The organism is Streptomyces sp. AJS327, from assembly GCF_013450295.1.
GTDB lineage: Bacteria > Actinomycetota > Actinomycetes > Streptomycetales > Streptomycetaceae > Streptomyces.
On sequence record NZ_SKBR01000002.1, the window covers coordinates 1,142,760 to 1,164,634 of the forward strand.

Sequence of the window (21,875 nt, forward strand, 5' to 3'; positions counted from 1 at the left end):
GGTCGCCGCTCGCCCGAGGTCGCGCGGGGTGGGCGGGGACGTGCCCCGCCCGCCCCGCCCACCCCAACTCGCCCTGATCCGCGCTCACCTGACCCACGCCAGGCGGCACGGGCTCACCCGGCGGGCGTCGTCCGCTCGACGATCGCCCGAAGGTTGAGGCCGGTCGGCAGCGTGCCGAAGGCCGACCCCCAGTCGCCGCCCAGCCGGGAGGCGCAGAACGCGTCCGCGACCTCCTCCGGCGCGTGCTGGACCAGCAGCGACCCCTGGAGCACGGTCGCGAGCCGCTCCACCACGCGCCGCGCGCGGACCTCGACGGTCTCCAGGTCGGCGAGCTCGTTCAGCAGGTCCTTGACGGCGCCGTCCAGCCGGTGGTCGGCGCCGCGCGCCGCGCCGATCTCGGTCAGCACCGCGGTCAGCGCCTCCGGTTCGCGGCGCATCGCGCGCAGCACGTCCAGCGCCTGGACGTTCCCCGAACCCTCCCAGATCGAGTAGAGCGGCGACTCGCGCAGCAGCCGCGGCATGCCGGACTCCTCCACGTACCCGTTGCCGCCCAGGCACTCCAGCGCCTCGGTGATCATCGGGGTACACCGCTTCGTCACCCAGTACTTCGCGGCCGGAACGGCCAGCCGCAGCAGCGCCCTGGAGTGCTCGTCCCCCGCCTGCGCGCGGTCGTGCGCGGCGGCGATCCGCAGCGTGAGCGCCGTCGCCGCCTCGGACTCCACGGCCAGGTCCGCCAGGACGTTCCGCATCAGCGGCTTCTCCGCCAGCGTGCCGCCGAACGCCGAGCGGTGCGCCGTGTGGTGCGCGGCCTGCGCCAGGGCCTGCCGCATCATCGCGGCCGAGCCGGTCACGCAGTCCATGCGGGTGGCCGCGACCATCTCGATGATGGTCGCCACCCCGCGGCCCTCCGCGCCGACCCGGCGGGCCCAGGTGGTGCCGTCGAACTCGACCTCGCTGGAGGCGTTCGAGCGGTTGCCGAGCTTGTCCTTCAGCCGCTGGATCCGGAAGGTGTTCCGGCTGCCGTCCGGCAGCACCCGGGGCAGCAGGAAGCAGGTCAGTCCGCCGCCCCCGGAGGAGCCCGGCTCCACCTGCGCCAGCACCAGGAAGGCGTCCGACATGGGGGCTGAGCAGAACCACTTGTGACCCGTCAGGGTGTACTCGCCGTCAGCGGTCAGCGGTTGGGCGAGGGTGGTGTTCGCCCGGACGTCGCTGCCGCCCTGTTTCTCCGTCATCCCCATCCCGGCGAGCGCCCCGGGCTTCAGCGCGGCCGGCCGGTCCAGGCCCGGCGCGTACTCCCGGGAGGTGAGCAGCGGCTCCCACTCGGCGGCCAGCGTGGGTTCGTGGCGCAGCGCGGGCACCGCCGCGTGCGTCATCGAGATCGGGCAGCTGTGCCCCTGCTCGACCTGGCTCCAGACGTAGAAGGCGGCGCTGCGGCGCAGCTGGCCGTCCGGGCGGGTCCACGGATCGGCCATCCCGGCCGCCACCGCGTGCCGCATCAGCCGGTGGTAGTCGCCGTGGAACTCGACCTCGTCGATCCGGTTCCCGTACCGGTCGTGGGTCCGCAGAACGGGCGGATGGGTGTTGGCCCGCACACCCCACTCCTGGGTCTCCGCGCGGCCGGCGGCGCGCCCCAGCTCGCTCAGCTCCGCGCGCACCTCCTCGGCGCGCTCCGGCGCGACGTAGCGGGCGACACCCTCCGCGAGCGCGGCGTCCGAAGCGAAGACATCGTAGTCGACCAGGGGCGGAGCCTGGTTGGTCACCGTATGTGTTGTGGCAGGCATACGGATACGTTAAGGAGGTGCAGTCAGGCAACGAAACCCCCGAGCCACCACCGGGAAAGCAGCGCGCGGCCCGCGCCACGTACCGTGACGTACCCAAGGGCCGGATGGCGTGGCTGCTGCTCAAGGACACCGTCAACTCCTGTGTGGAGCACCGGGTCGTGGGCCTCGCCGCGGAGGCGGCGTTCTTCACCCTGATCTCCATCCCGCCGCTCCTCCTCGGCCTCGTCGGGCTGCTCGGCTACCTCGACGCCTGGATCGGCACCGACACCATCGACTCGATCCGGTTCAACCTCCTCGACGCGTCGTCGACCGTCCTGTCCGAGAAGGGCGTCGACCAGCTGGCCCGGCCGCTCGTCGACGACGTCATCGAGGGTGGGCGGCCGGACGTCATCTCCCTCGGCTTCGCGCTGGCGCTCTGGTCCGGTTCGCGCGCGGTGAACGTGTTCATCGACACCATCACCGTGATGTACGGGCTGGACGGTCACCGGGGGATCGTCAAGACCCGGCTGCTGGCCTTCCTGCTCTACCTGGTGGCGCTGGTGGCCGGGGCGATCGCGCTGCCGCTGATGGTCGCCGGGCCGGACGCGGTGACCCGGCTGCTGCCCCAGACCCAGGCGCTGGTGACGATCTTTTACTGGCCGGTCGTGGTGCTGCTGTCCGTCGCCTTCCTCACGACGCTGTACCACGTGTCCGTGCCGGTCCGCTCGCCCTGGCGGGAGGACATCCCGGGGGCGCTGATCGCCCTGCTGATGTGGCTGTTCGGCAGTTTCCTGCTGCGGCTCTACCTGACCAACACCATCGAGGGGCCGACGATCTACGGCTCGCTGGCCGCGCCCGTCGCGGTGCTGTTGTGGATCGGGGTCTCGGCCTTCGCGGTGCTCGTCGGCGCCGCGGTGAACGCGGCCGTGGACCGCGTCTGGCCGTCGGTCGCGACGGCCGCCGCCCGTCGCGCCACCGAGCGGGTGCGCGAGGAGGCCGCGGCGGAGGTGGTCGCGGCGGCGGCCGCCCGCCGCGCCATGCGGGACGCGGAGGGCGAGGGCGCGGAGGAGGACCCGCCAGCCGAGTTCCCGGAACGCTGGCCCCGCTTCCTGCCCCCCGCGGACCTGCGGGGGCGGCTGCGCTCCCGGGACCGCGACTGACGCGCCCGGTGGGACGGCGGGCAGCCGTCCGACAGCGTCTGTCAGGGTGCCGCACCGTCCGCCACCGGGCGGCGCCCGGCCCGCCCCGGAGTTCGCCCCAGCCCCGCCGCCGCCCCGGGCCGTCGGGGGAAATCCGCTTTGGCCCGGCCGCGTGGCGCCGTAGGCTGCGGTACGCAGGCGGAAGGCCGGCCATCGCCACGAGGCGCGGATGGCCCCGAACACAGGGGGTGGGAACCGTGACGACCGTCCCTGCCGTGGACCCCGTTCTCCGGAGGTCCACCGCTCCGTCCTCCCCGGCCGTCGGCTGACGTACCGCCGCACCGGGACCGTTCGTGAAGGGCACATCCCGCCATGCCGGAACCCATCGAGTCCGCCCGTCCCACCCGCCCCACCACAACTGACCCCCTGCCCGGGGGGTCCGCCGCCGCCGACTCCGGGGACACCTGCGCCGAGTCCGCCGAGTCCGAGCTCACCAGCCTCGGCGAGTACGGCTGGAACGAGGACGTGGCGGACGCCTTCTCCCCCTACGAGGACGAGGGACTGCTCCCCGCCCGCGTGCTCCGCGTCGACCGGGGCGCCCGCTGCCTCGCCATCACCCCGCTCGGCCCGATCCGCGCGGCCACCCACCCGGTGGCCGGCGCCGACCAGACCCGCGCGGTGTGCACGGGCGACTGGGCCGCGCTGGAACTCGCCGCGGACGGCGAGGCGGTGGTGCGCGCGCTGCTCCCGCGCCGTACCGCCTTCCTGCGCTCGACCGCGTCCACCCGCTCCGAGGGGCAGGTGCTCGCGGCCAACGTCGACCACGCGCTGATCGCCGTCTCCCTCGCGGCCGAGCTGGACCTCGGGCGGGTGGAGCGCTTCGTCTCGCTGGCGTGGACGAGCGGCGCGCAGCCGCTGGTCGTGCTGACCAAGGCCGACCTGCTGGCCGCCCCGGAGACGGAGGCCCACCTCGCCGCCGACGTACGGGCGGTCGTACCGGGCGTCGCGGTGCTGACCGTCAGCGCGGAGACCGGCCGGGGGCTGCCCGAGCTGCGGGCCGCGATCGCCGGGGGCACCACGGTGCTGCTCGGGCAGTCCGGAGTCGGCAAGTCGACACTGAGCAACGCCCTGCTGGGCGCCGGCCCCGGCCGCGCCGCCCGGGGTCCGCAGACAGTCCAGGCGATCCGCGACGGCGACGGCAAGGGGCGGCACACCACCAGCACCCGGGACCTGCTGCCGCTGCCCGCGGCCACCGGCGGCGGCGTGCTGATCGACACCCCGGGGCTGCGCGGGGTCGGCCTGTGGGACGCCGAGGACGGCGTGGAGCAGTCGTTCTCCGAGATCGCCGCCCTCGCTGAGGAGTGCCGCTTCCAGGACTGCCAGCACGGTGACGAACCGGGCTGCGCGGTGCTCGCCGCCGTCGAGGACGGCACCCTGCCCGAACGACGGCTGGAGAGCTACGGAAAGCTGCTGCGCGAGAACCAGCGGCTCGCGGCGCTCGCCGACGCCCGGCTCCGGCAGGAGCAGAAACAGGCGATGAAGCGGCGCAAGGCGTTCGGCCGCCACATGATGGAACGGAAGCGGGGCCCGGGCTACCGCGCCTAGCGGCCAGGCCACGTCCAGGGGCCCGTCCGCCGACAGCCCCCGCCCGCACCGTCGTGGCCCCCGCCCGCCGCTGGTCGCGGACGGCCCGCTCCCGCCCGCCGAGCACGGTGTCCGATATCCGCCAGTCGCCGTCCCTCCCGCGCCGCACACTGGAGGGCATGACGACAGCGGACAGCAGGTACGAGGCGGTGCGTGGCCGGGACGCGCGGTTCGACGGGGTGTTCTTCCTCGGCGTGCGCACCACGGGCATCTACTGCCGTCCGAGCTGTCCCGCGGTCACCCCGAAGCGGGAGAACGTCCGCTTCTTCCCCACCGCCGCCGCGGCGCAGGGCGCGGGCTTCCGCGCCTGCCGCCGCTGCCGCCCGGACGCGACGCCCGGCTCGCCGGAGTGGAACGTCCGCGCGGACGTGGTGGCCCGCGCCGTGCGCCTCATCGCGGACGGCGCCGTCGACCGGGAGGGAGTCGCCGGGCTCGCGGCGCGGCTCGGGTACAGCGCCCGCCAGCTGCGGCGGCAGCTGACCGCCGAACTGGGGGCCGGGCCGGTGGCACTGGCCCGCGCCCAGCGGGCGCACACCGCGCGGCTGCTGCTCCAGACCACCGAACTCCCCAGCACCCAGGTGGCGTTCGCGGCGGGCTTCGCCAGCGTCCGGCAGTACAACGACACCGTGCGGCAGGTCTACGGCCGCACGCCGAGCGCCCTCCGGGCGGCCTCGGCGCACGGCGGCCACCGGCCCGCCGGGAACCGTGGACGGGACGCCGTGCCCGGCGGGCCGATCCCGCTGCGGCTCGCCTACCGCGGCCCCTACGCGCACGGGCAGGTCTTCGGCTTCCTGGAGCGGCGGGCCGTACCCGGCGTCGAGGAGGTGCTCGGATCCCCCGGCGGCCGCACCTACCGCCGGACGCTGGCGCTGCCCCACGGCCCGGCCACCGCCGAGGTCGAGGAGGCGGGCGGCGACCCGCGGAGCGCGGCCGAGCCCGGCCGGGGCGGCTGGCTCGACTGCCGCCTCCACCTGACCGACCCCCGCGACCTCGCCAGTGGGGTGCGGCGGCTGCGCGCCCTGTTCGACCTCGACGCGGACCCGTACGCCGTCGCCGAGCGGCTGTCCGGCGGCGCCCTCGCCCCGGTCCTCGACGCCGTGCCCGGACTGCGGTCACCGGGCGCCGCCGACCCCGCCGAACTCGCGGTCCGCGCGGTGCTCGGCCAGCAGGTGTCGGTCGGCGCCGCCCGCACCCTGGCCGGGCGGCTCGTCGCCGCGTACGGAAAGCCCCTCGCCGCGCCGGCCGGCGGGCTCACCAACCTCTTCCCCGCGTCCGAGACGCTCGCCGAGGCCCCGCTGGAGGAGCTGGGCATGCCGGACTCGCGCCGCCGGGCGCTGCGCGCGGTCGCCGCCGCGCTGGCCGCCGGAACGGTCCAGCTCGGTCCCGGAGCCGACCGGGAGGAGGCGTCGCGGGGGCTGCGGGCCCTGCCCGGCGTCGGGCCGTGGACGGCGGGTTACGTCCGGATGCGGGCCCTGGGCGACCCCGACGTCTTCCTCCCGGCCGACGCCGGGGTGCGGCACGGGCTGACCGCCCTCGGCCTCGCCGCCCCGGCCAGCGAGCGCTGGCGCCCCTGGCGTTCCTACGCCGTGCACTGCCTCTGGCACGCCGCCCAGCCGCCAACATCCCCCGAGACGAGCTGAGTTGACGCAGACCGCCCGCAGACCGCCCTCGTGCCGTCCGCACACCGCCCTCGCACCGCGCTCGCGCGCACCGTCCGACCAGTTGGGAACCCGCACCATGCGCACCGTCTACACCACCCACCCCAGTCCGCTGGGCGAGCTGCTGCTGACCGGGGACGGTCACGCCCTGGCGTCCGTCACCGTCCCCGGCCAGCGGGGTCGCGGCGTGGTCCAGCCGCTGCCCGAATGGACCCACGACCAGCGGGCGTTCGCCGCCGCCCGGGAGCAGCTGGACGCCTACTTCGCCGGGGACCTCACCGCCTTCCAGCTCGAACTGCACGCCCCCGCCCCTGAGTTCACCCGCCGCGTCTGGGAGGCGCTGGACGCTCTCGACTACGGCGAGACGGTCAGCTACCGCGACCTCGCCACGCGGGCCGGTGCCACCCCCGGGGCGGTGCGGGCGGTGGGCGGCGCCGTCGGGGCCAACCCGCTGCTGATCGTCCGCCCGTGTCACCGTGTGATCGGTGCCTCCGGCGCCCTCACCGGGTACGCCGGTGGCCTGGACCGCAAGCGGCGGCTGCTGGAGCTGGAGGGCGTGCCCTGCTGAACACGCCCCGGTCGCGGGCCCGTTGGGCCTCCGGGGCCGCCGCGCCCGGAGGGGCCGACGGGGCGGCGCGGGCCGGAACATGGCGGGATCCGGCGTACGGACTTCCGCCGCCGCGCGCTCACGACACAATGAGGGCATGGACGAGCAGGGGGAGCGGCGCCCACCGGCCGAGCGAGACGAGGACTGGTGGAACCAGCTGTACGACGGGGACACCACCGACACCGGCCGTTCCCGCACCGGTGACACCATCGACGACCGCTTCGCCTCGGTGACACGCACCGTCGGCGGCGTGCCCGCGCCCGCCGGGCCGGATCCGACGGATCCGCCGGGCGCCCCCGACCCGCGCACCGGCGCTGCCCCGGCCGCGTCCGGCTCACCCGGGGACGCGGCGATGGGCCCGGAACCGGGCGGCCCCTCCTCCGGAGCGCCGTCCCCCGGAAGCCCCTCCTCCGGGGCGCCGGATGTCCGTCCCGTGGCCGAACCCCCCGGTGCCGAGGGGACGATGACCTTTCCACGGGTGACCGGCGAGGCCGCCGGGAGCGGGCCGCCGGACCCCGGGCCCGGCGCCCCGCCGCCGGGCGTACCGGACTCCGGCGGGCCGACGCTCGGCGTGGGCCTCGCCGGGGCGGCCCCGGCCGGGGACCCGCCGACCCCGGTGTTCGGCCTGCGGGAGGAGACCCCGGCGGCCCCCGAGCGGCCGGGAGGCGCGGGCCTGCCCACCACTCCCGGGCCACCCAGCGCACCGGGCCCGCCGAACGCGCCCGGCCTGCCCAAGTCCCCGAACCTGCCCGGCGGGCCGAGCGTGCCCCGTGGCCCCGAGGTGCCGGACACACCGGGGCTGCCCGGCACTCCGGCCCCGCCCGAGGTGAGCTGGACGGGCACGGACTGGACCGCGCCCAGCGTGACGCCGCCCTCCGTCGACCCGCGCACCGGCACCACCTCCCTCCCGCGGATCGGCCCCGGCGGCGCCGCCCCCGGCGAGACCGCCCGTCCAGACGCGGCCGGGGGAGCCGGTGCCGCCGCGACGACCCCCGCCGCGCTGCCGCCCGCTGACCCGGCCGCGCTGGCCGAACTCGTCCCCGACACCGTGCTGGACGGCGGCACCCTGGGCGGCCTCACCGTCCGCGTCGCCTCCCTGCGCGGCGACGCCGCGCGCGAAGCCGGGGAGCCCCGCCGCGACGCGGTGCTCACCGCCCGCTTCGGCACCGGCGGCAGCGGCCTGCTGCTCGTCGCGCTCGCCTCCGGCGCCCCCACCCCCGCCGCCCACCGCGCGGCCCGGGACGTCTGCTACTCGATCGGGGAGTCCGTCGGGCGCAGCCACGCGCGGCTGGCGGAGGACATCCGGGCGGGCCGCCGCGGGTCCCTCAAGGCGGGCCTGACCCGGCTCACCGACCGCTGCTACGGGAAGCTGCGCGCCCAGGCCGAGGCGCTCGGGCTGCCCGCCGCGGAGTACACCGCCGGGCTGCGCTGTCTGCTGCTGCCCGCCGACCCCCGCTGCCAGATCCGGGTGTTCTTCGGACGGGGCGCCGGAGGGCTGTTCCGGCTGCGGGACGGCGCCTGGCAGGACATCGAGCCGTCCGCCAGCCAGGACGCCGACGGCCTCGAACCGGACCCCCGCCCCACGATGAACCTCGGCGTCACCTCGGCGCCCGGCGGCGGAGCCGCACGGCCCGGGGAGGTGGCCGACCCGGGCGGCACCGGCGCGCACCCGGCACCGACGCCCACCGTGGCGGGGAACGGGCCACCGGCCGCCCTCGGAGCGGAGGCCGACACCCCGGGCGAGGCGCCGTTCCTCTTCCGCGCCCCGGTCGCCCGGCCGGGCGACACCCTGTTGCTGAGTGGCGCCGGGCTCGCCGAACCCCTGCGCGCCGCACCGTGGTTCGCGGACCGGCTGGCCGGGAGCTGGGCGGGCGGCGGCGTTCCGGGGCTGGCCGGGTTCCTCGCCGAGGTCGGGGAGACCGTCGAGGGACACACGGCGGACCGTTCGGCGGTGGCCGTCTGGGAGGGCTGAACGGGCCCGTTCGGGGAGGTGAGCCGTACGGGTGGTCGTCCCGGACGGCGAGCCGGACACCCGGCGGCCGGGGGGAATACGGGGGGAACACCGCGCGGTCCGGCCCTCCCGGCCCGTCACGCCTCCGGCGTTCCGCGCTGTCCCCGCCCTGGAAGGAAGCCATGACCGCGACGTCCCCCCAGCCACGGCAGTCCGCTCCGGTACCCCGTCCCCGTCCCCGCCGCCGTCCCGCGACCGCCGTGGCCTGCGTCCTCCTCGCCACCGGCGCCCTCTGCGCGCCGGGCGCCGCGCTCGCCGCCGACCGGGCCGTCCCCGCCCGCGCCGCCGGGGCGTTGGAGGCCACGTCCACCCAGTCCGGGCAGGTCCCCGTGCTGTGGGGGACGGCCCGGGTGAGCATGGTCAACCCGGACGGCTCACACACCGCCCTGCCCGGGACGCTGGTGCTCCGCTCCGGCAGCGAGGTGCGGATCGCGGACGGCCGGCTGCTGGGCGGCACCCTCCGCTACGAGCGGGGGCTGATCCTGCGCGGGGAGGCGGGCAAGCGCGTACCGGTGCGGAACATCGAGATCGACCTCTCGACCGGCGCCGTACGGGCCCGCGTCGCGGGCCGCGCCACCGACGTGGCCCGCTTCATGCCGGGCAAGCCGCGGCTCCTCGCCGACGGCGAACTGCGGCTGGACGGACGCGCGATGCTCACCCAGCGCGGCGCCGTCGCCCTCAACTCCGCCCTGGGCGGCGGCGATCTGCGCGCCGGACACGTGGCGCTGCACCTCGCGCACCGAGCAGCCCTCGACCTTCCGGCCGAGCGCCGCACCGAGTTGGGGCTCGCCCGGAACGCCGACGCGGACCTCGCCTTCCGCGCCCCCTACGCCCGGGGCTGACCCCCAACCGGCGCCGAAGCGTCCCACGGCCACCTGGCACGTCCCCAACCCGCCCCACGCGCCCCCGCGTTGAGGCCCCCGGGGACGCCACCGGGTGGCCGTTCCCCGTGCGCCCGCGCCGAGAGGGCCCGTTCGGCCGTGGCGCCCAACCGCGCCGTGGACGTCCGGGCACGGCGCGCGCGTCGTGCCCGGGGCTCAGCCGAACTGCCTCTCGATCTCGGCGAGTTTCTCCTCCAGCGAGTCCAGCCGCGGGTGCGGCGGAGCGGAGGAGGCCCCGCTGGACTCGGCCGCCGCCCTCCGCTTCGCCCGGCGCTCGGCGGCCGTCTCCCGCCGCTCCTCCGGAGCGCGCTCGGCGCGGTCGCCCAGCCGGTCCTGCTCCGTGCGGGCGCCGGGCACCGTCCCGTGGACGCGGTGCCACCGGCCCGAACCCTCGTCCTCGGTGGCGGGCTCCAGCGCCGCCCGCGCCGACGGCGCCGGGGGCAGTGCCTCCGCCGGACCCGTACCGCCCGACGGCCCCGCCCCCTGCTGGGCGGCCGTGCCCGGCGACAGCCCCGTCCGCCGGTTCGCCCCGCCCCAACTCCACAGCCGGTGCTGCCGGTTGAGGGCACGGACCTGGGCCCGCTCCAGCCGCGCGTGCTCCTTGCGCTGGGCCCGCTCCTGCTCCCGCTGACGCCGCTCCTCCCGCACCTCGTCGACGGCCTCGTCCAGCGTGCGCACGTTCTCCAGCAGCATCAGCGACCAGGCTCCGTACGTCTCGCGGGGCGCCCGCAGCCAGCGCACCACCCGGATCTGCGGCAGCGGGCGCGGCACCAGCCCCTGCTCCCGCAGGGCCGCACGGCGGGTCTGCTTCAGCGCCCGGTCGAAGAGGATCGCCGCCGACAGCGACATCCCGGCGAAGAACTCCGGCGCCCCGGCGTGCCCCGCACCGCGCGGCGCGTGCACCCAGTTGAACCAGGCCGCGGCGGCCGCGAACGTCCACACCAGCAGCCGGGAGCCGAGCGAGGCGTCCCCGTGGCTGGCCTCGCGCACCGCGATCACCGCCGAGAACATCGCGGCACCGTCCAGTCCGAACGGCACAAGGTACTCCCAGCCGCCGGACAGGTTGAGGTTCTGCCTCCCGAAGCCGACCAGGCCGTGGAAGGAGAGCGCGGCGGCCACCCCGGCGCAGCAAAAGAGCAGCAGATAGGCGGCCGTGGCGTAGACGGTCTCCTTGCGCCGGTGGCGCTCCTCCATCCGCTCCTGGGGCTCTCCGGCCGCGCCGCCCGTGTCGCGCTTCCGCCCCCGCCCCATCACGACCACCGCCGCCAGCGCACCGGCGAGCAGCACCGCGCCCGCCGCCACCCAGTTCAGCGGCGTTTCCATCAATCCCATGGGAGTTTCCCTGCCGCCCGGCCGGTCCCGGCCGAACGCCAGGACCATGACGCCGCGCTCGCGCTCGCTTGCTTCGCTGTCGCCGAGCATCCTGACGGAAACGCCGTCAGGCACAGGGGATTTCGGTCCAAGAGCCCGCCAAAGGGGCGTTCGTGGGCGGGGATTGGGGCGTTCTGCCCCGAACAGGACGGCGAGCGGCGGCTCCCTGAGCGACACCGTGCCGCCCGGCCGGGTCCGGTTCCGGGCACGGTGGGTCCGGCGCGGCCCCCGGGGCTCAGCCGTCGAGCCGCCGCACCCGCTCGGTGTCACAGGTGCGGGGGCAGGTCACGCAGGTCTCGTCGGGGCGGAGCGTGTAGTAGAGGCAGCAGCTGGCCCGGTCCCGGGTGCGCAGCCGCTCGCCCGAGGCCCCCGTCAGCTCACGGAACGCGGCGCCCCGCGCGTACGGCGCGGTCTTTCCCGGCAGCAGCCGCTCCGCCTCGGCCACGGCGCGCGGCTCCTCGCCGAGCAGCCCGCCGACGTACCAGAGGCCCTCGGTGATCTCGTCCGTCACCGCGCCCCACATGGCGCTGGTCCCGCGCCGCATCCGTGGCCGGAACGCCTCCAGCAGCGGCGTCAGATGCTCGGCCACCGCCTCCCGTACGGCGGTCCGCAGCTCCTCCTCGTCCCGGACGGGGCGGGCGTCCGCCCGCCCGGCGGCCGGATCGTCCGGGAGGCAGGCGAACTCGTCGACGCGGAGCGAGAGGTGCCAGGACTCCCGGTGGAAGGCGACGTTCCCGGCGGGCAGCCGCGGCACCCTGCGGGAGAGGAACCAGGGCAGGGTGATCGCCAGGCAGAGCGGCCAGGCGTAGCGGTGCAGTCCGAAGCCCGCCACCACGTCGCCCCGCCCCGGCTGTCCGTAGACACGGACGGTCTCCGCCGCCTCGTGGGCGAGGTAGTCCTCGAACGCGGCCTCCCCGGCGGCCAGTTCGGTGGCCCGCACCCAGCCCTCGCCGGTCGCGGGCGCGCCGTCCACGGTGATCCGCAGGGCGGGGAGCACCTCGCTCAGCCGCCCGTAGGCGGCGGTCAGGGGAGAGATACCGGAGGGGACACCGGCATGGACGAGCACGGTCATAGCGGCACCGAATCGACGACGTTGACAGGTAAGGCTTACCTTACCCGACAAGATCGAGGTTTGATCTCGGGCCCGCTCCGCCTATCGTGCTCTGCGACACCTGGAGGGACAGATGGAGCAGACCCGCGCGGAGGGGCCCATAGGGGCAGCCCGGGACAGCACCCGCCCGCACCGTGTCCCCGCACAGCCCCGCGCGCGGGAGCGCGCCGTGCCACCGGGAGCGGCCGGAGTCCCGGAACGCCCACCGGAGCGGTCCGCGACCCCGCCCGAGCCACACGCCATGACCGGCCTCCACGGCCCCCCGGGCGCCGGGGCCACCCACCCGCCGCCCGGCGCGCTGAGCGCCGACCAGCCCACCGTCCCCGGCGGCCCGCACGCGCGCGGTGAGCACGTCCACAGCGAACCCCGCCCGCCCGGCGTCCCGTTGCCGCGCCGCCACTCGGTACGCGCACAGGTGCTCGGCGCGCTACGCGAGGCCCTGCTCACCGGCGACCTGGCCCCCGGCCAGGTCTACTCGGCGCCCGCGCTCGCCGCCCGCTTCGGCGTCTCGGCCACCCCCGTACGCGAGGCGATGCAGCAACTCGCCGGCGAGGGGGCCGTGGAGACGGTGCCCAACAGGGGCTTCCGGGTGGCCGAGCACAGCCCGCGCGACGTCGCCGAACTCGGCGAGGTCCAGGCGATGCTGGAGATCCCGGCGGTCCTCGCGCTGGCCCGCACCCTCCCCAGGGAGAGCTGGGACGCGCTGCGCCCGCTGGCCGAACTCACGCTCACGGCGGCGGCGCGCGGCGACCACACCGCGTTCGCCGACGCCGACCGGGCCTTCCACCGGGGGCTGCTGGAACTCACCGGCAACCGGCAACTCGTCGCCGTGGCCGAGGAGGTGCGACTGCGCGGTCAACGCGCCGTCGTCCGGAGGCCGTTGGGGTCGCCGCGCGCCCCCCTCGGGCACCGCGCGTCCTTCCCGAGCGAACTGCTCGCCAGCGCCGCCGAGCACGTGGAGCTGCTCGACGCGCTGGCCGAACGCGACCTCGTCACCGCCGAACGCGTCGCCCGCGCCCACCTCACCCCCGGCTGACCGGGGGAGGGGCGCCGCGCATCCGCCCCGCGCGGACCCCACGCCCACCCACCGGCCGCGCCGTGCCGCGCGACCGGTACCGGACCGACGGTGTTCAGGCGGCGTTCAACTGCTCCGACAGCCAGGCGGGGACGTTGCCCAGCAACCGCAGCAACCGGGCCGCCTCCTCCCGCAGCTGGGCCGCCTCCTCCTCCGGGCGGACCTCGGCCAGCGCCGCGAGCGCGGGCGCGATACCGACCAGGAAGCCCAGTTCCTCCCGCAGCCGCAGGGACTCCTCGAACCCGTGCCGCGCCTCGGCGAGTTCCCCGTCGCGCAGCGCCAACCCGGCCAGCTGGCGCCAGGTGAACGAGCAGAGCAGAGTGTCGCCCTGCGAGGAGGCCGCCGCGTGCGCCCGGCGGTAGGCGGCCCGGGCGGCCTGCGGACTCTCGCTCAGATGCTCGGCGAGCAGCCCGCGCCGGAAGTCCAGCAGCGCTCGCCCCCGCGCCGCCGGGGCGAGCAGCGCGGCCGACCGGCCGAGCGCCGCCCGCGCCTCGTCGGCACGGTCCCGGACGCCCAACACCGTGGCCGCGTACGCCAGATGACCGCGCTCACAGGCGGCGGCGGCCCGTTCGTCGTCCGTGCGGGCGACCGCCTCGGCCGCGCGCAGCGCGTCCTCCGCCTCGGCCCAGCCCGTCCCGGTGAACATGCAGCCCTCACCGAGCAGCGCCGCCCGGCGCACCGCCGCGTCGGCGTTGTCGGGAGCGGCGGGCTCCAGCAGGGCCGCCGCGTCCACCCAGCAGCCCCGAGAGCGAAGACGCCAGATTGCGTGTCCGACAGGATCGCCGTCCTTCCCGGAACCGGACCCTACCGAACCTGACATGGCGGTCTCCGCCACAGTGCCCTCCCCTAGCGCGCCATTGAGCTGGTGTGCCGGAATCTCAGCACGGCGAGCGGTACTCAGCCAAGAGGAAACTGTGAATCACTTCACAAGGTTTTACCCGGCAGCCGATTCTGACAAGTCCTGCTGGAACGCCCACCCAACTCGGTCCACACCCCCTCCGGTTCGGTTCCATATACCCGCCGCCCCCACCTGACCCGGGGTGCGTACGCACGGAACCGTTCCCTCCCCGGGGGAGTCACGTCCCGTCCCGGAGGGGAGGCCCGCTCCCCGGGAAAGGAACCACGTCCCCGCCGAACGGCCCCATGCCGAGGGCGAGATGACTGTCGGGGCGGCCGTCAGGCCGGGGCCGGGGAGCCGTCCGGCGGCCGGGGAGTCGCGTTCACCCGCTGACCGGCCGCCGCACGAGCGCGTCCAGCCGTTCCCCCGTCCGCCTGCCCGGTGACGCGGGGTGACGGCGCGCGGTGGGCGGGGTCAGCGCAGGGTCGCGGTCGGCTTCTCGCCGCGCAGGACCTGCGCGATACGGTCCGCCTGCATCGCGGCCACCTCGTCGCCGTCCGGGCCCGGGCCGTTCAGGTACGAGTTCACGCGCGCCACGACGGTGCCCACCCGCAGGATGGTGACGGCGTCCGCCCGGTCCCCGGAGGCGCGCAGCGTCCTGCTCTCGCTGCCGACCCGCTGCGCCTTGCCGGGGGTGCGCTCGCCGGTGCTCTCCTCGGTCGCGAACACCCCGCGATAGGCCGCCCTGGCTGCGGACTTGTCCGCGAAGGTGAGGATCCGGAAGTTGACGTTGCCGTCGTACGCGTACGAGGTCTCACCCATCACCAGGGCCTTCGAGCAGCCCTTGCCGGCCCAGCTCCCGCAGTAGCGCTCCGCGTAGTGGCCGCTGAGCGCCTTCGGACCGTCGACAGCGTCCTCCCAGCCGCCCGGGACCTCCCCGTCCCCCGGCAGCATCGCGCGCACGTCGGCCTTGGTACGGACGGCCTTGGCCGGGTCGTAGGGGCCGCTCTTCGTCGCGTCCGGCTTCTCCGCGTCCCCGTCGTCCCCGAGACCGCAGCCCGTGAGCCCCAGTCCGAGGGCGCCGAGCACCCCGAGAACGCCGAGCACACCGAGGGACGTCGGGCGGGCCGTCGAGCCCCCAGCGCGCTTCGTCAACGGACAGCTCCCTCTCGTGCCGTCGGCCCGCCGCCCTTCCGGAGACGGTGCCGTCGCGTCACCGGGCCGAAGATCGGCCGGACACGCGACCGGCCAGTGCACCACGCCTCCCGAACACCGGTCAACGCCATCCCCCGTCCGGGCGACACCGTCGGCCGAGCGCGCGGGCGCGCCCCGCCGTACACGTCCCGGACACGGATGGGTCCGCCGCGCGCCTCCACGCCCCACCGTGGGGTCCTCGCCCCAGGCCGCCGCCGACGGTCAACTGAGGGGCGAGCCAGGGTGTTTCAGCCGGTGGCGGCGGCTATCCTCGCGCGCGGCACCGAACCACCACGGGACGAGTGGCCGCGTGCCGCAGACGCGGAACCCCCGACGCCCCACGGCCGCGCGCCCTACCCCCCAGCGGACCGCCGTACGCGGACGGAACGGTGGGGCCCGAACGGGAGCGTTGACCTGGCGCGCACCCATGTCGCGTACCACGACGGGGAGTTCACGCGCACGGGGACGTGGCCCGACGTGTGCGTACACCGCGTCCGGCGGTGCGGCACCACCCGGCGAGCAGAACCGGAGAGACGGACGCAGTGTCCTTCGACGAACAGTGGGCCCAGCACGTCGCGGCGGCCAAAGCGGACCGCGCCGCCCGTACCCAGCTCAACCAACTCGCCGCGGACGGCGGCGGTTCCGCGGGCGCCGGCGACAAACTCCGGATCGACCCGAAACTCCTGCGCGAACGGGCGGGCAAGGCCGTGCCGTTGGCCAAGAGCTTCCGCGCGGCCGACGACAAGGCTGTGCGCCGCATGGGCCGGATCGGCGGCGGACTGGCGGGATTCACCTGCGCCAGCGCCTTCCAGGACTTCGAGGAGCGCTGGACCGCCCAGACGCGCCATGTGCACCGGCAGCTCGGAGAGGTCGTGCCCCGCGCCCTCCGCAAGGCCGCCGGTGACTTCAAGAAGAACGAGGACGACGAGTCGGGCAAGTACCCGAAGAAGAAATGATCACGGCCACGGGAATGACCGTGGGCTCACAGTCGAACGCCCGCCCCACCCCAGCCGGTGCCGCCCCGGCCCGACGGATCGGAGAACGTGAACATGGTCACCTATGACGCGCTCCGCAAGGCCGACCTCACACGGTTACACGACGCGCTGCCCGCCTGGCGCGCCCTCCCCGGACAGTTCAAGGAGATCGGACGGTCCTACACCCGGCAGGTCGGCAAGGGCCTGAGCGGCGGCGACTGGGATGGCAAGGCAGCGGACGCCGCCCGCCAGAAACTCACCTACGTCGACAGACAGATCGACGCCGCCGCCGGCGAGGCGGCCGACGTGCACCGGGTCCTGGACGGCGCCCACGAGACCCTCAAGAAGTGCCAGCGCACTCTCCAGCGCTACAAGGAAGAGATCGACTCCGACAAGAACCTCACCATCGACGCCCAGGGCAAGGTGAGTTACGACCCCAAGGAAGAGAGCGACCTCGACGCCGCCGACGCGGCGGCCCGGCGCCGGAACTACGCGGAGATCGTCCGGGAGTACAACAGCGCCATCCAGAAGGTGCTGCACCGCGCCACCGAAACGGACGAAACGCTCGGCTGGTACCTGCGGCAGGACCCCAACGGCCGCAGGCAAGGCTTCGACTCGACGGGCCCCAACTCCTTCTCGGCGGCCAGGGAAGCCCGCGAGGAGGCGTCCCGCGCGGCGGCCGCGTTCGTCAAACTCGCCTCCACCGACCACCGCGAACTCAGCCCCGAGGAACTGAAGCGCGCCAACACCTACCTCCGCCGCCACGAAGGCGACCCCTACTTCGCCGGGAAGATGGCGACCGACCTCGGCCCCCGCGGCGCCCTCCAGTTCTGGCAACGCAACGCGGACATCGGGTGGGGCGACGAAGAGCGTCGCAAAGAAGTGGCCAAGCTTCAGAAGTTCTATGGCCTCACTCTGGCTACCGCCTCCCAGGTTGACACAGGGGAAATGAAGGAGTGGAAACGCGACGTCATCAAGCTCGGCAGTGAGCGTTTCCCTGACGCGAACCTGGGCTCTCAGGGCGGTTCAGGCTCCTCGAGGCCAGGGCCGTACGGGTTCCAGATCATGAGTTCCCTCATGCGGAACGGGGAGTACGACAAGGACTTCCTCTATCAGTACGGGAAGGGCTACACGCACGACGGTGAAAAGGTTCAAGGGCTTCTAGAGTTCGACAAGAAGGCAGCAAAGGATGGAAGTCTCGTCGAGTTCTACAACCCGGACGGCTACCACTCCACACTCAACTACGGAGCAGGCAGTGACCGTGGAATGGATCCGATGGCCGGTTACATGGAGGGCTTGGGGAGAAATCCTGAAGCCGCCCAAAAACTCTTCTACGAGAAGGGGTTCGGAGTAGAGTCCGAAAAGGTGAACCCCAACCTCCAATACCTACTGGACCGTGAATGGCCAGATGGTGGCCCCCATGCCCCAGGTGAACGCGGGCGCGGGTACGACGAGTTCGGGCACGCACTGGAGGCGGCGACCTTGGGTCACCCCTACGACCGCCCGGACATGGGTCTCGACCGCTCGATTGAAAGCACCAACGTCATGCGGCAGATCGTCCAGACCGTGGCCGCCGACCCCGATTTTTTCGATGAGAGCGAGAAAGCTGGGCGGCAGGATCTTGGGGACAGCATCGCGCGCATGGGGGCCGGGTACACGGACTATCTGACCTGGTCGATCGCCAATGAGAGCAATAGTGAGGTGGACGTCGAGGTCTACAATCGCGCTTTCGGGGACCCCGAACAGAATGACTGGAAGATGAACCATCAGAATGCGACCGAATTCATGCGTGTGGTGGGTGGTGAGGAGAAAGGTTACGACATACTCTCAGCGGCTCAGTCGGAGTTCATCTCCAGTAGGGTTCGAATGAATCCGGAGGCCGATGCTGTGTTGCACGAAGCGTTCGCAGGAAACGCTCAGGCACATGGGATCCTGGATGGGGCGCGGGTGCTCTCGATCAAGGAGGAGGCCGAAGGAAACAACGAAGATAAGGAGAGAGAATTTTCCAAGGTGGCGGAATGGAAGAAATATGGCTGGAGTCAGGGGGCGGGCTTGGTGTCGGCCGTGACTGAAGTTGCCCTGGGTGGGGGCGCGCGGGCAGCCTTCGCTGTTCCTCTGGTGGAGGCTGTGACCGGTGCCGTGGAGACGCAGCAGGGAATCAAGATCGACGAAAAACTTCAGGAGCAGACGGACGAGCACAACAAGAAGGAAGATCTGGAAGCAAAGAGGGAGCGCTCTGACGTACTTCAGGCCGGGAAGGAGCGCGTGAAAGAACCATTCAACGCGTATATTTCAGGCAACGGTCATCTGACTGAAGGAGTAGCAATGTGGTACTCGAATGCCGGGAGTGAAATTGAGAACGCCTACAGTAGGGGATTCAATGAGGTGAAGGATGATGAGTAGGTTCAGCGGTTTGTCCTGGCGTCGTCGTCCGCTGGTTGTTGGATTCTGTGGGGTCTTGTTCGGTGTGGTTTCCGCCTGTTCTTCGGGAAGTCCTGACGGTGGGGGTGAGTCGTCGTCCCCTGGGCCGGATATGGTGCGGATCGAGAGGAGGGACTGTAATCGTGTGTTTGATATCGATTCCCTTCCTGAGATCAGGAAGAAGATGAAAAGGGTTCAGCATCCTAGTGGTGTCGAAAGGGACGGGTCTCTGTTCCTGATAAAGAATGACACCTACTTAGGTCAGATGAAGAATCACAAGCGCGATCTCATCAGTTGCTGGATCACTGATGAGAAGGAGAGGGCTCTGTTCGCGTTGCGGCACAACTGGGGGCCGGAGCGGTCCTCTGATGTCGCTTGGAAGGGCGGGGAGAAGGTGGTGTATCGGCGTGTGCAGGCTGCGTCGGGGTTTGATCGGGTGGAGTTGGTCGTCGATTGTCGGCGGCCGGATCTTGAGCGGAAGGTGAAGGGGGACAGGTTTGCGTTGCGGTTGAGTTTGACGGAGCGGGTGGGGCTGTCCGAGCGGGCGCGTGCGGAGATCGTGAATAAGTCCATGAGAACGACGACGCGTCTTTTGAAGTGCACGAACAAGGTGCAGTTCACGGATCCGGGAAAGGTGAGGTTCTCCCCGGAGAAGGGTTCCTGAGGCGGGGCGTCCCTGGGTAGTCGTGGGGACTTGCCTGCCGCGGTTCTACGGTTCTCGGTCGGGTTTCGTGCCATGTGGGGCAGGTGCCGGATGGTGGGGCTGGTCGATGTGGCAACAGGGCCCGGGAGTAGGGGCGTTCGGATGTGGGGGTGCGGGTGGGCCGTCTGTCGTCGGGCCTGGGGGTGGCGTGGTGGTGGCTCCGGTTCGGTGGTGTGGAGTTGTGCGGCTGAGACGGCGGCGGCCGCCCCGGGTGTGGGGGCGGCCGACGGGTGGGCGTGGGTGGGTCAGGAGGGGACGCGGGGGCTGCCGTCCGGGTCGGGGTCGTCGGTGGCGGTGGCGGTGGCGGTCTGGGCGGGGGCCGGGGTGGGTTCCTCGGCGGGGGCGGTGCCGGTGGGCTGGGGCACGGCGCCGGGGCTCGTGCCGTCGGCCGGGGCGTCGGCTGGGGTGTCGTCGCCGGGGGTGGAGGGGGCGGGGCGGCGCTGGAGGACGGTGAGGGCGACGCCGCCGACGAGCAGCGCGGCGGCGGGCCACTGGAGCAGGCTCATGTTCTCGCCGAGCAGGAGCGCGGCGGAGCTCATCCCGAAGACGGGGACGAGCAGGGAGAACGGGGCGACGGTGGAGGCGTGGTAGGTGCGCAGCAGGAAGCCCCAGGCGGCGAAACCGAACAGCGTGGTCACCCAGGCCACGTAGACGACGGCGCCGATACCGCTCCAGTCGAGGGAGGCGATCGCCTCGCGGCCCTCGCTGGGTCCCTCGAAGATGAGGGAGAGGGCGAAGAGCGGGAGCACCGGGATGGTGCTGACCCAGATCATGAAGCGCAGGCTGTCCGAGGGGGAGGCCTTGCGGGTCATGATGTTGGAGACGCCCCAGGCCGCGCCGGAGGCGATGACCAGGGTGAAGCCGAGGACCGGCCCGGAGGTGCCCTCGTCCACCGCGGCCAGCACGATGCCGGACAGCGCGATGGTCATGCCGACGATCCGTATCCGGCCGGGTCGTTCACCGAGTACGAACGCGGCGAAGACGGCGGTGAAGACGGCCTGGATCTGGACGACGAGCGAGGACAGGCCGGCGGGCATGCCCTGGTCCATGCCGATGAACAGCACCCCGAACTTGGCGACGCCCAGGACCAGTCCCACGCCGATGATCCAGCGCCAGGCGACCGGGGGTTTGCCGATGAAGAACACGGCGGGCACGGCGGCGGCGAGGAAGCGCAGGGCGCAGAAGAGCAGCGGTGGGAAGTGGTCGAGTCCCGCTTCGATGACGACGAAGTTGGCTCCCCACAGGGCCGCGACGAGCACGGCGAGGGCGATATGGATCGGGCGCATGGGGTAGAGGATCGTCAGAACTCCGGTGCCGCACCAGCACGGGTTGCTACATGGTTGGATGTAGCGGCGTTCAGGAGTCGGTTCTCGGAGCCGGGGAAGTGACGAAGGGGGCGTCGTGCTCGATGTGTTCCGGCTGCGCGCGCTGCACGCGGTGTCCGTGCACGGTTCGGTGGGGGCCGCGGCCGACGCGCTGGGATACACCCCGTCGGCGGTGTCGCAGCAGATCGCCAAGTTGGAGCGGGAGACCCGGACCACGTTGCTGGAGCGCCGGGGCCGGGGTATCGCGCTGACCGACGCCGCCGAGGAACTCGCCGCCACCGCCGAGCAGTTGATGGGCATCCTGGAGCGGGCCGAGACGGGGCTGGAGCGGCGGCGGGGACGTCCGGCGGGCAGGCTGGCCATCGGGGCCTTCGCCTCGGCCGCCCGGGGGCTGTTGCCCGGTGTGCTGGCCCAACTGGCGCGTGAGCACACGGCGTTGGACGTGCGGTTGTCGGAGGTGGACCCGCACCACTCGATCGACCTGGTCACCCGGGGCGTCATCGATCTGGCGATCGTGCACGACTGGAACATCAGTCCGCTGCCGGGGCTGGACGGTGTGGAGCGGGCGGCGATCGGTGAGGACGTCTCCGCCGTGGTCGTTCCCGCCGGACACCGGCTCGCGGACCGGGAGGCGGTGCGGGGCGAGGACCTGGTGGGGGAGCGGTGGATCTGCCAGCCGCCCGGTTCCGTCTGCCACGACTGGCTGGTGCGGATGCTGCGCGGCTCGGGCCGGGAGCCGGATCTCGCGTACGAGGTGGCGGAGTACCACACGCAGGTCGCCCTGGTCGCGGCGGGAGTCGGGGTGGCGCTGGTGCCCCGGCTGGGCAGTGGGCCGCTGCCGGTGGGGGTGGCGCTGCTGCCGCTGGAGCCGACTCCGGTGCGGCGGCTGTACGCGCTGTGGCGGGAGGGCGCCAGCCGCAGGCCCGCGATCGAGGAGACGGTGCGGGTGCTGCGTGACCGGTGGCGGCTGCTCTTTCCGGACGGGACCACCGGGTCCGCCGGTGGGGCCGCGTGGGCGTCGGGTGTGCCCGGCCCCGCGGTGGAGGGCGCCCCGTCGGCCGACGCCCGGCCGGACGCCGCCGGTGTCGCGAGCGTGCCGGGGCGGGGCGTGGGTGAGGTGACCGACGCCGCCTGAGGCGCGGGGAGTTGGGCCGTCGGTCCGG

17 protein-coding genes are annotated in these 21,875 nt (G+C 73.7%); 11 read left to right on the forward strand and 6 right to left on the reverse strand.

The window, feature by feature from the left end:
• Positions 1–113 precede the first annotated feature (113 nt).
• Positions 114–1,781 carry an acyl-CoA dehydrogenase family protein gene (locus tag E0L36_RS14585; protein WP_180929449.1) on the reverse strand — a complete coding sequence of 556 codons (1,668 nt, stop codon included), beginning with the start codon at positions 1,779–1,781 and terminating at the stop codon, positions 114–116.
• A gap of 17 nt (positions 1,782–1,798) precedes the next feature.
• Here E0L36_RS14585 and E0L36_RS14590 point away from each other — a divergent pair, with 17 nt between their 5' ends.
• The 6 genes from E0L36_RS14590 to E0L36_RS14615 all read left to right on the forward strand — a co-directional run bounded on the left by E0L36_RS14590 (position 1,799) and on the right by E0L36_RS14615 (position 9,661).
• The gene (locus E0L36_RS14590) at positions 1,799–2,920 is read left to right on the forward strand and encodes a YihY/virulence factor BrkB family protein (protein ID WP_180929450.1); all 1,122 of its coding nucleotides are present in this window, start codon (positions 1,799–1,801) and stop codon (positions 2,918–2,920) included.
• 351 nt (positions 2,921–3,271) lie between these two features.
• Positions 3,272–4,504, forward strand: a complete 1,233-nt coding sequence (gene rsgA, locus E0L36_RS14595; protein WP_180929451.1) for a ribosome small subunit-dependent GTPase A — start codon at positions 3,272–3,274, stop codon at positions 4,502–4,504.
• Positions 4,505–4,662: 158 nt separating this feature from the next.
• Entirely contained in the window at positions 4,663–6,183 is a 1,521-nt protein-coding gene (locus tag E0L36_RS14600) for a DNA-3-methyladenine glycosylase 2 family protein (RefSeq protein ID WP_180929452.1), read from the forward strand.
• 97 nt (positions 6,184–6,280) lie between these two features.
• Positions 6,281–6,769, forward strand: a complete 489-nt coding sequence (locus E0L36_RS14605; protein WP_180929453.1) for a methylated-DNA--[protein]-cysteine S-methyltransferase — start codon at positions 6,281–6,283, stop codon at positions 6,767–6,769.
• A gap of 136 nt (positions 6,770–6,905) precedes the next feature.
• Entirely contained in the window at positions 6,906–8,780 is a 1,875-nt protein-coding gene (locus E0L36_RS14610) for a protein phosphatase 2C domain-containing protein (protein WP_180929454.1), read from the forward strand.
• Positions 8,781–8,941: 161 nt separating this feature from the next.
• Entirely contained in the window at positions 8,942–9,661 is a 720-nt protein-coding gene (locus tag E0L36_RS14615; protein WP_180929455.1) for a hypothetical protein, read from the forward strand.
• A 195-nt stretch (positions 9,662–9,856) separates the two neighbouring features.
• Here the strand turns inward: E0L36_RS14615 and E0L36_RS14620 are convergent, their stop codons facing one another.
• Positions 9,857–11,032, reverse strand: coding sequence for a DUF2637 domain-containing protein (locus tag E0L36_RS14620; protein WP_180929456.1), 1,176 nt, complete (start codon positions 11,030–11,032; stop codon positions 9,857–9,859).
• A 274-nt stretch (positions 11,033–11,306) separates the two neighbouring features.
• Positions 11,307–12,143: a (2Fe-2S)-binding protein gene (locus E0L36_RS14625; RefSeq protein ID WP_180929457.1), complete on the reverse strand. Its 837-nt coding sequence runs from the start codon at positions 12,141–12,143 to the stop codon at positions 11,307–11,309.
• A gap of 280 nt (positions 12,144–12,423) precedes the next feature.
• Between E0L36_RS14625 and E0L36_RS14630 the strand changes: the two genes are divergently transcribed.
• Positions 12,424–13,218, forward strand: a complete 795-nt coding sequence (locus tag E0L36_RS14630) for a GntR family transcriptional regulator (protein ID WP_258016167.1) — start codon at positions 12,424–12,426, stop codon at positions 13,216–13,218.
• Positions 13,219–13,312: 94 nt separating this feature from the next.
• Here E0L36_RS14630 and E0L36_RS14635 read toward each other — a convergent pair whose 3' ends face one another.
• Both E0L36_RS14635 and E0L36_RS14640 read right to left on the reverse strand, forming a co-directional pair.
• Positions 13,313–14,077, reverse strand: a complete 765-nt coding sequence (locus E0L36_RS14635; protein WP_219636567.1) for a hypothetical protein — start codon at positions 14,075–14,077, stop codon at positions 13,313–13,315.
• 492 nt (positions 14,078–14,569) lie between these two features.
• Entirely contained in the window at positions 14,570–15,250 is a 681-nt protein-coding gene (locus E0L36_RS14640) for a hypothetical protein (protein ID WP_180929460.1), read from the reverse strand.
• Positions 15,251–15,831: 581 nt separating this feature from the next.
• Here E0L36_RS14640 and E0L36_RS14645 point away from each other — a divergent pair.
• From E0L36_RS14645 to E0L36_RS14655, 3 genes are all read left to right on the forward strand, one after another.
• Positions 15,832–16,245, forward strand: a complete 414-nt coding sequence (locus tag E0L36_RS14645) for a hypothetical protein (protein WP_180929461.1) — start codon at positions 15,832–15,834, stop codon at positions 16,243–16,245.
• 87 nt (positions 16,246–16,332) lie between these two features.
• On the forward strand, positions 16,333–18,666 hold the full coding sequence (locus tag E0L36_RS14650; RefSeq protein WP_180929462.1) for a hypothetical protein: 2,334 nt from the start codon (positions 16,333–16,335) through the stop codon (positions 18,664–18,666).
• A 163-nt stretch (positions 18,667–18,829) separates the two neighbouring features.
• The gene (locus E0L36_RS14655; RefSeq protein ID WP_180929463.1) at positions 18,830–19,348 is read left to right on the forward strand and encodes a hypothetical protein; all 519 of its coding nucleotides are present in this window, start codon (positions 18,830–18,832) and stop codon (positions 19,346–19,348) included.
• Positions 19,349–19,632: 284 nt separating this feature from the next.
• Here E0L36_RS14655 and E0L36_RS14660 read toward each other — a convergent pair whose 3' ends face one another.
• Positions 19,633–20,673 (reverse strand): EamA family transporter, encoded by a 1,041-nt coding sequence (locus E0L36_RS14660; RefSeq protein ID WP_180929464.1) that lies wholly within the window; start codon positions 20,671–20,673, stop codon positions 19,633–19,635.
• Positions 20,674–20,788: 115 nt separating this feature from the next.
• Here E0L36_RS14660 and E0L36_RS14665 point away from each other — a divergent pair, with 115 nt between their 5' ends.
• The gene (locus E0L36_RS14665) at positions 20,789–21,847 is read left to right on the forward strand and encodes a LysR family transcriptional regulator (RefSeq protein ID WP_180929465.1); all 1,059 of its coding nucleotides are present in this window, start codon (positions 20,789–20,791) and stop codon (positions 21,845–21,847) included.
• The last annotated feature ends 28 nt before the right edge of the window (positions 21,848–21,875 follow it).

Bases quoted from the DNA above. Each gene is read 5' to 3' on its own strand.
- E0L36_RS14620 (WP_180929456.1), bottom strand. From the start codon at position 11,032: ATGGGATTGATGGAAACGCCGCTGAACTGGGTGGCGGCGGGCGCGGTG.
- E0L36_RS14600 (WP_180929452.1), top strand. From the start codon at position 4,663: ATGACGACAGCGGACAGCAGGTACGAGGCGGTGCGTGGCCGGGACGCG.
- E0L36_RS14660 (WP_180929464.1), bottom strand. From the start codon at position 20,673: ATGCGCCCGATCCATATCGCCCTCGCCGTGCTCGTCGCGGCCCTGTGG.
- E0L36_RS14615 (WP_180929455.1), top strand. From the start codon at position 8,942: ATGACCGCGACGTCCCCCCAGCCACGGCAGTCCGCTCCGGTACCCCGT.
- E0L36_RS14610 (WP_180929454.1), top strand. From the start codon at position 6,906: ATGGACGAGCAGGGGGAGCGGCGCCCACCGGCCGAGCGAGACGAGGAC.
- E0L36_RS14605 (WP_180929453.1), top strand. From the start codon at position 6,281: ATGCGCACCGTCTACACCACCCACCCCAGTCCGCTGGGCGAGCTGCTG.
- E0L36_RS14630 (WP_258016167.1), top strand. From the start codon at position 12,424: ATGACCGGCCTCCACGGCCCCCCGGGCGCCGGGGCCACCCACCCGCCG.
- E0L36_RS14625 (WP_180929457.1), bottom strand. From the start codon at position 12,143: ATGACCGTGCTCGTCCATGCCGGTGTCCCCTCCGGTATCTCTCCCCTG.
- rsgA (WP_180929451.1), top strand. From the start codon at position 3,272: ATGCCGGAACCCATCGAGTCCGCCCGTCCCACCCGCCCCACCACAACT.
- E0L36_RS14585 (WP_180929449.1), bottom strand. From the start codon at position 1,781: ATGCCTGCCACAACACATACGGTGACCAACCAGGCTCCGCCCCTGGTC.
- E0L36_RS14635 (WP_219636567.1), bottom strand. From the start codon at position 14,077: ATGTCAGGTTCGGTAGGGTCCGGTTCCGGGAAGGACGGCGATCCTGTC.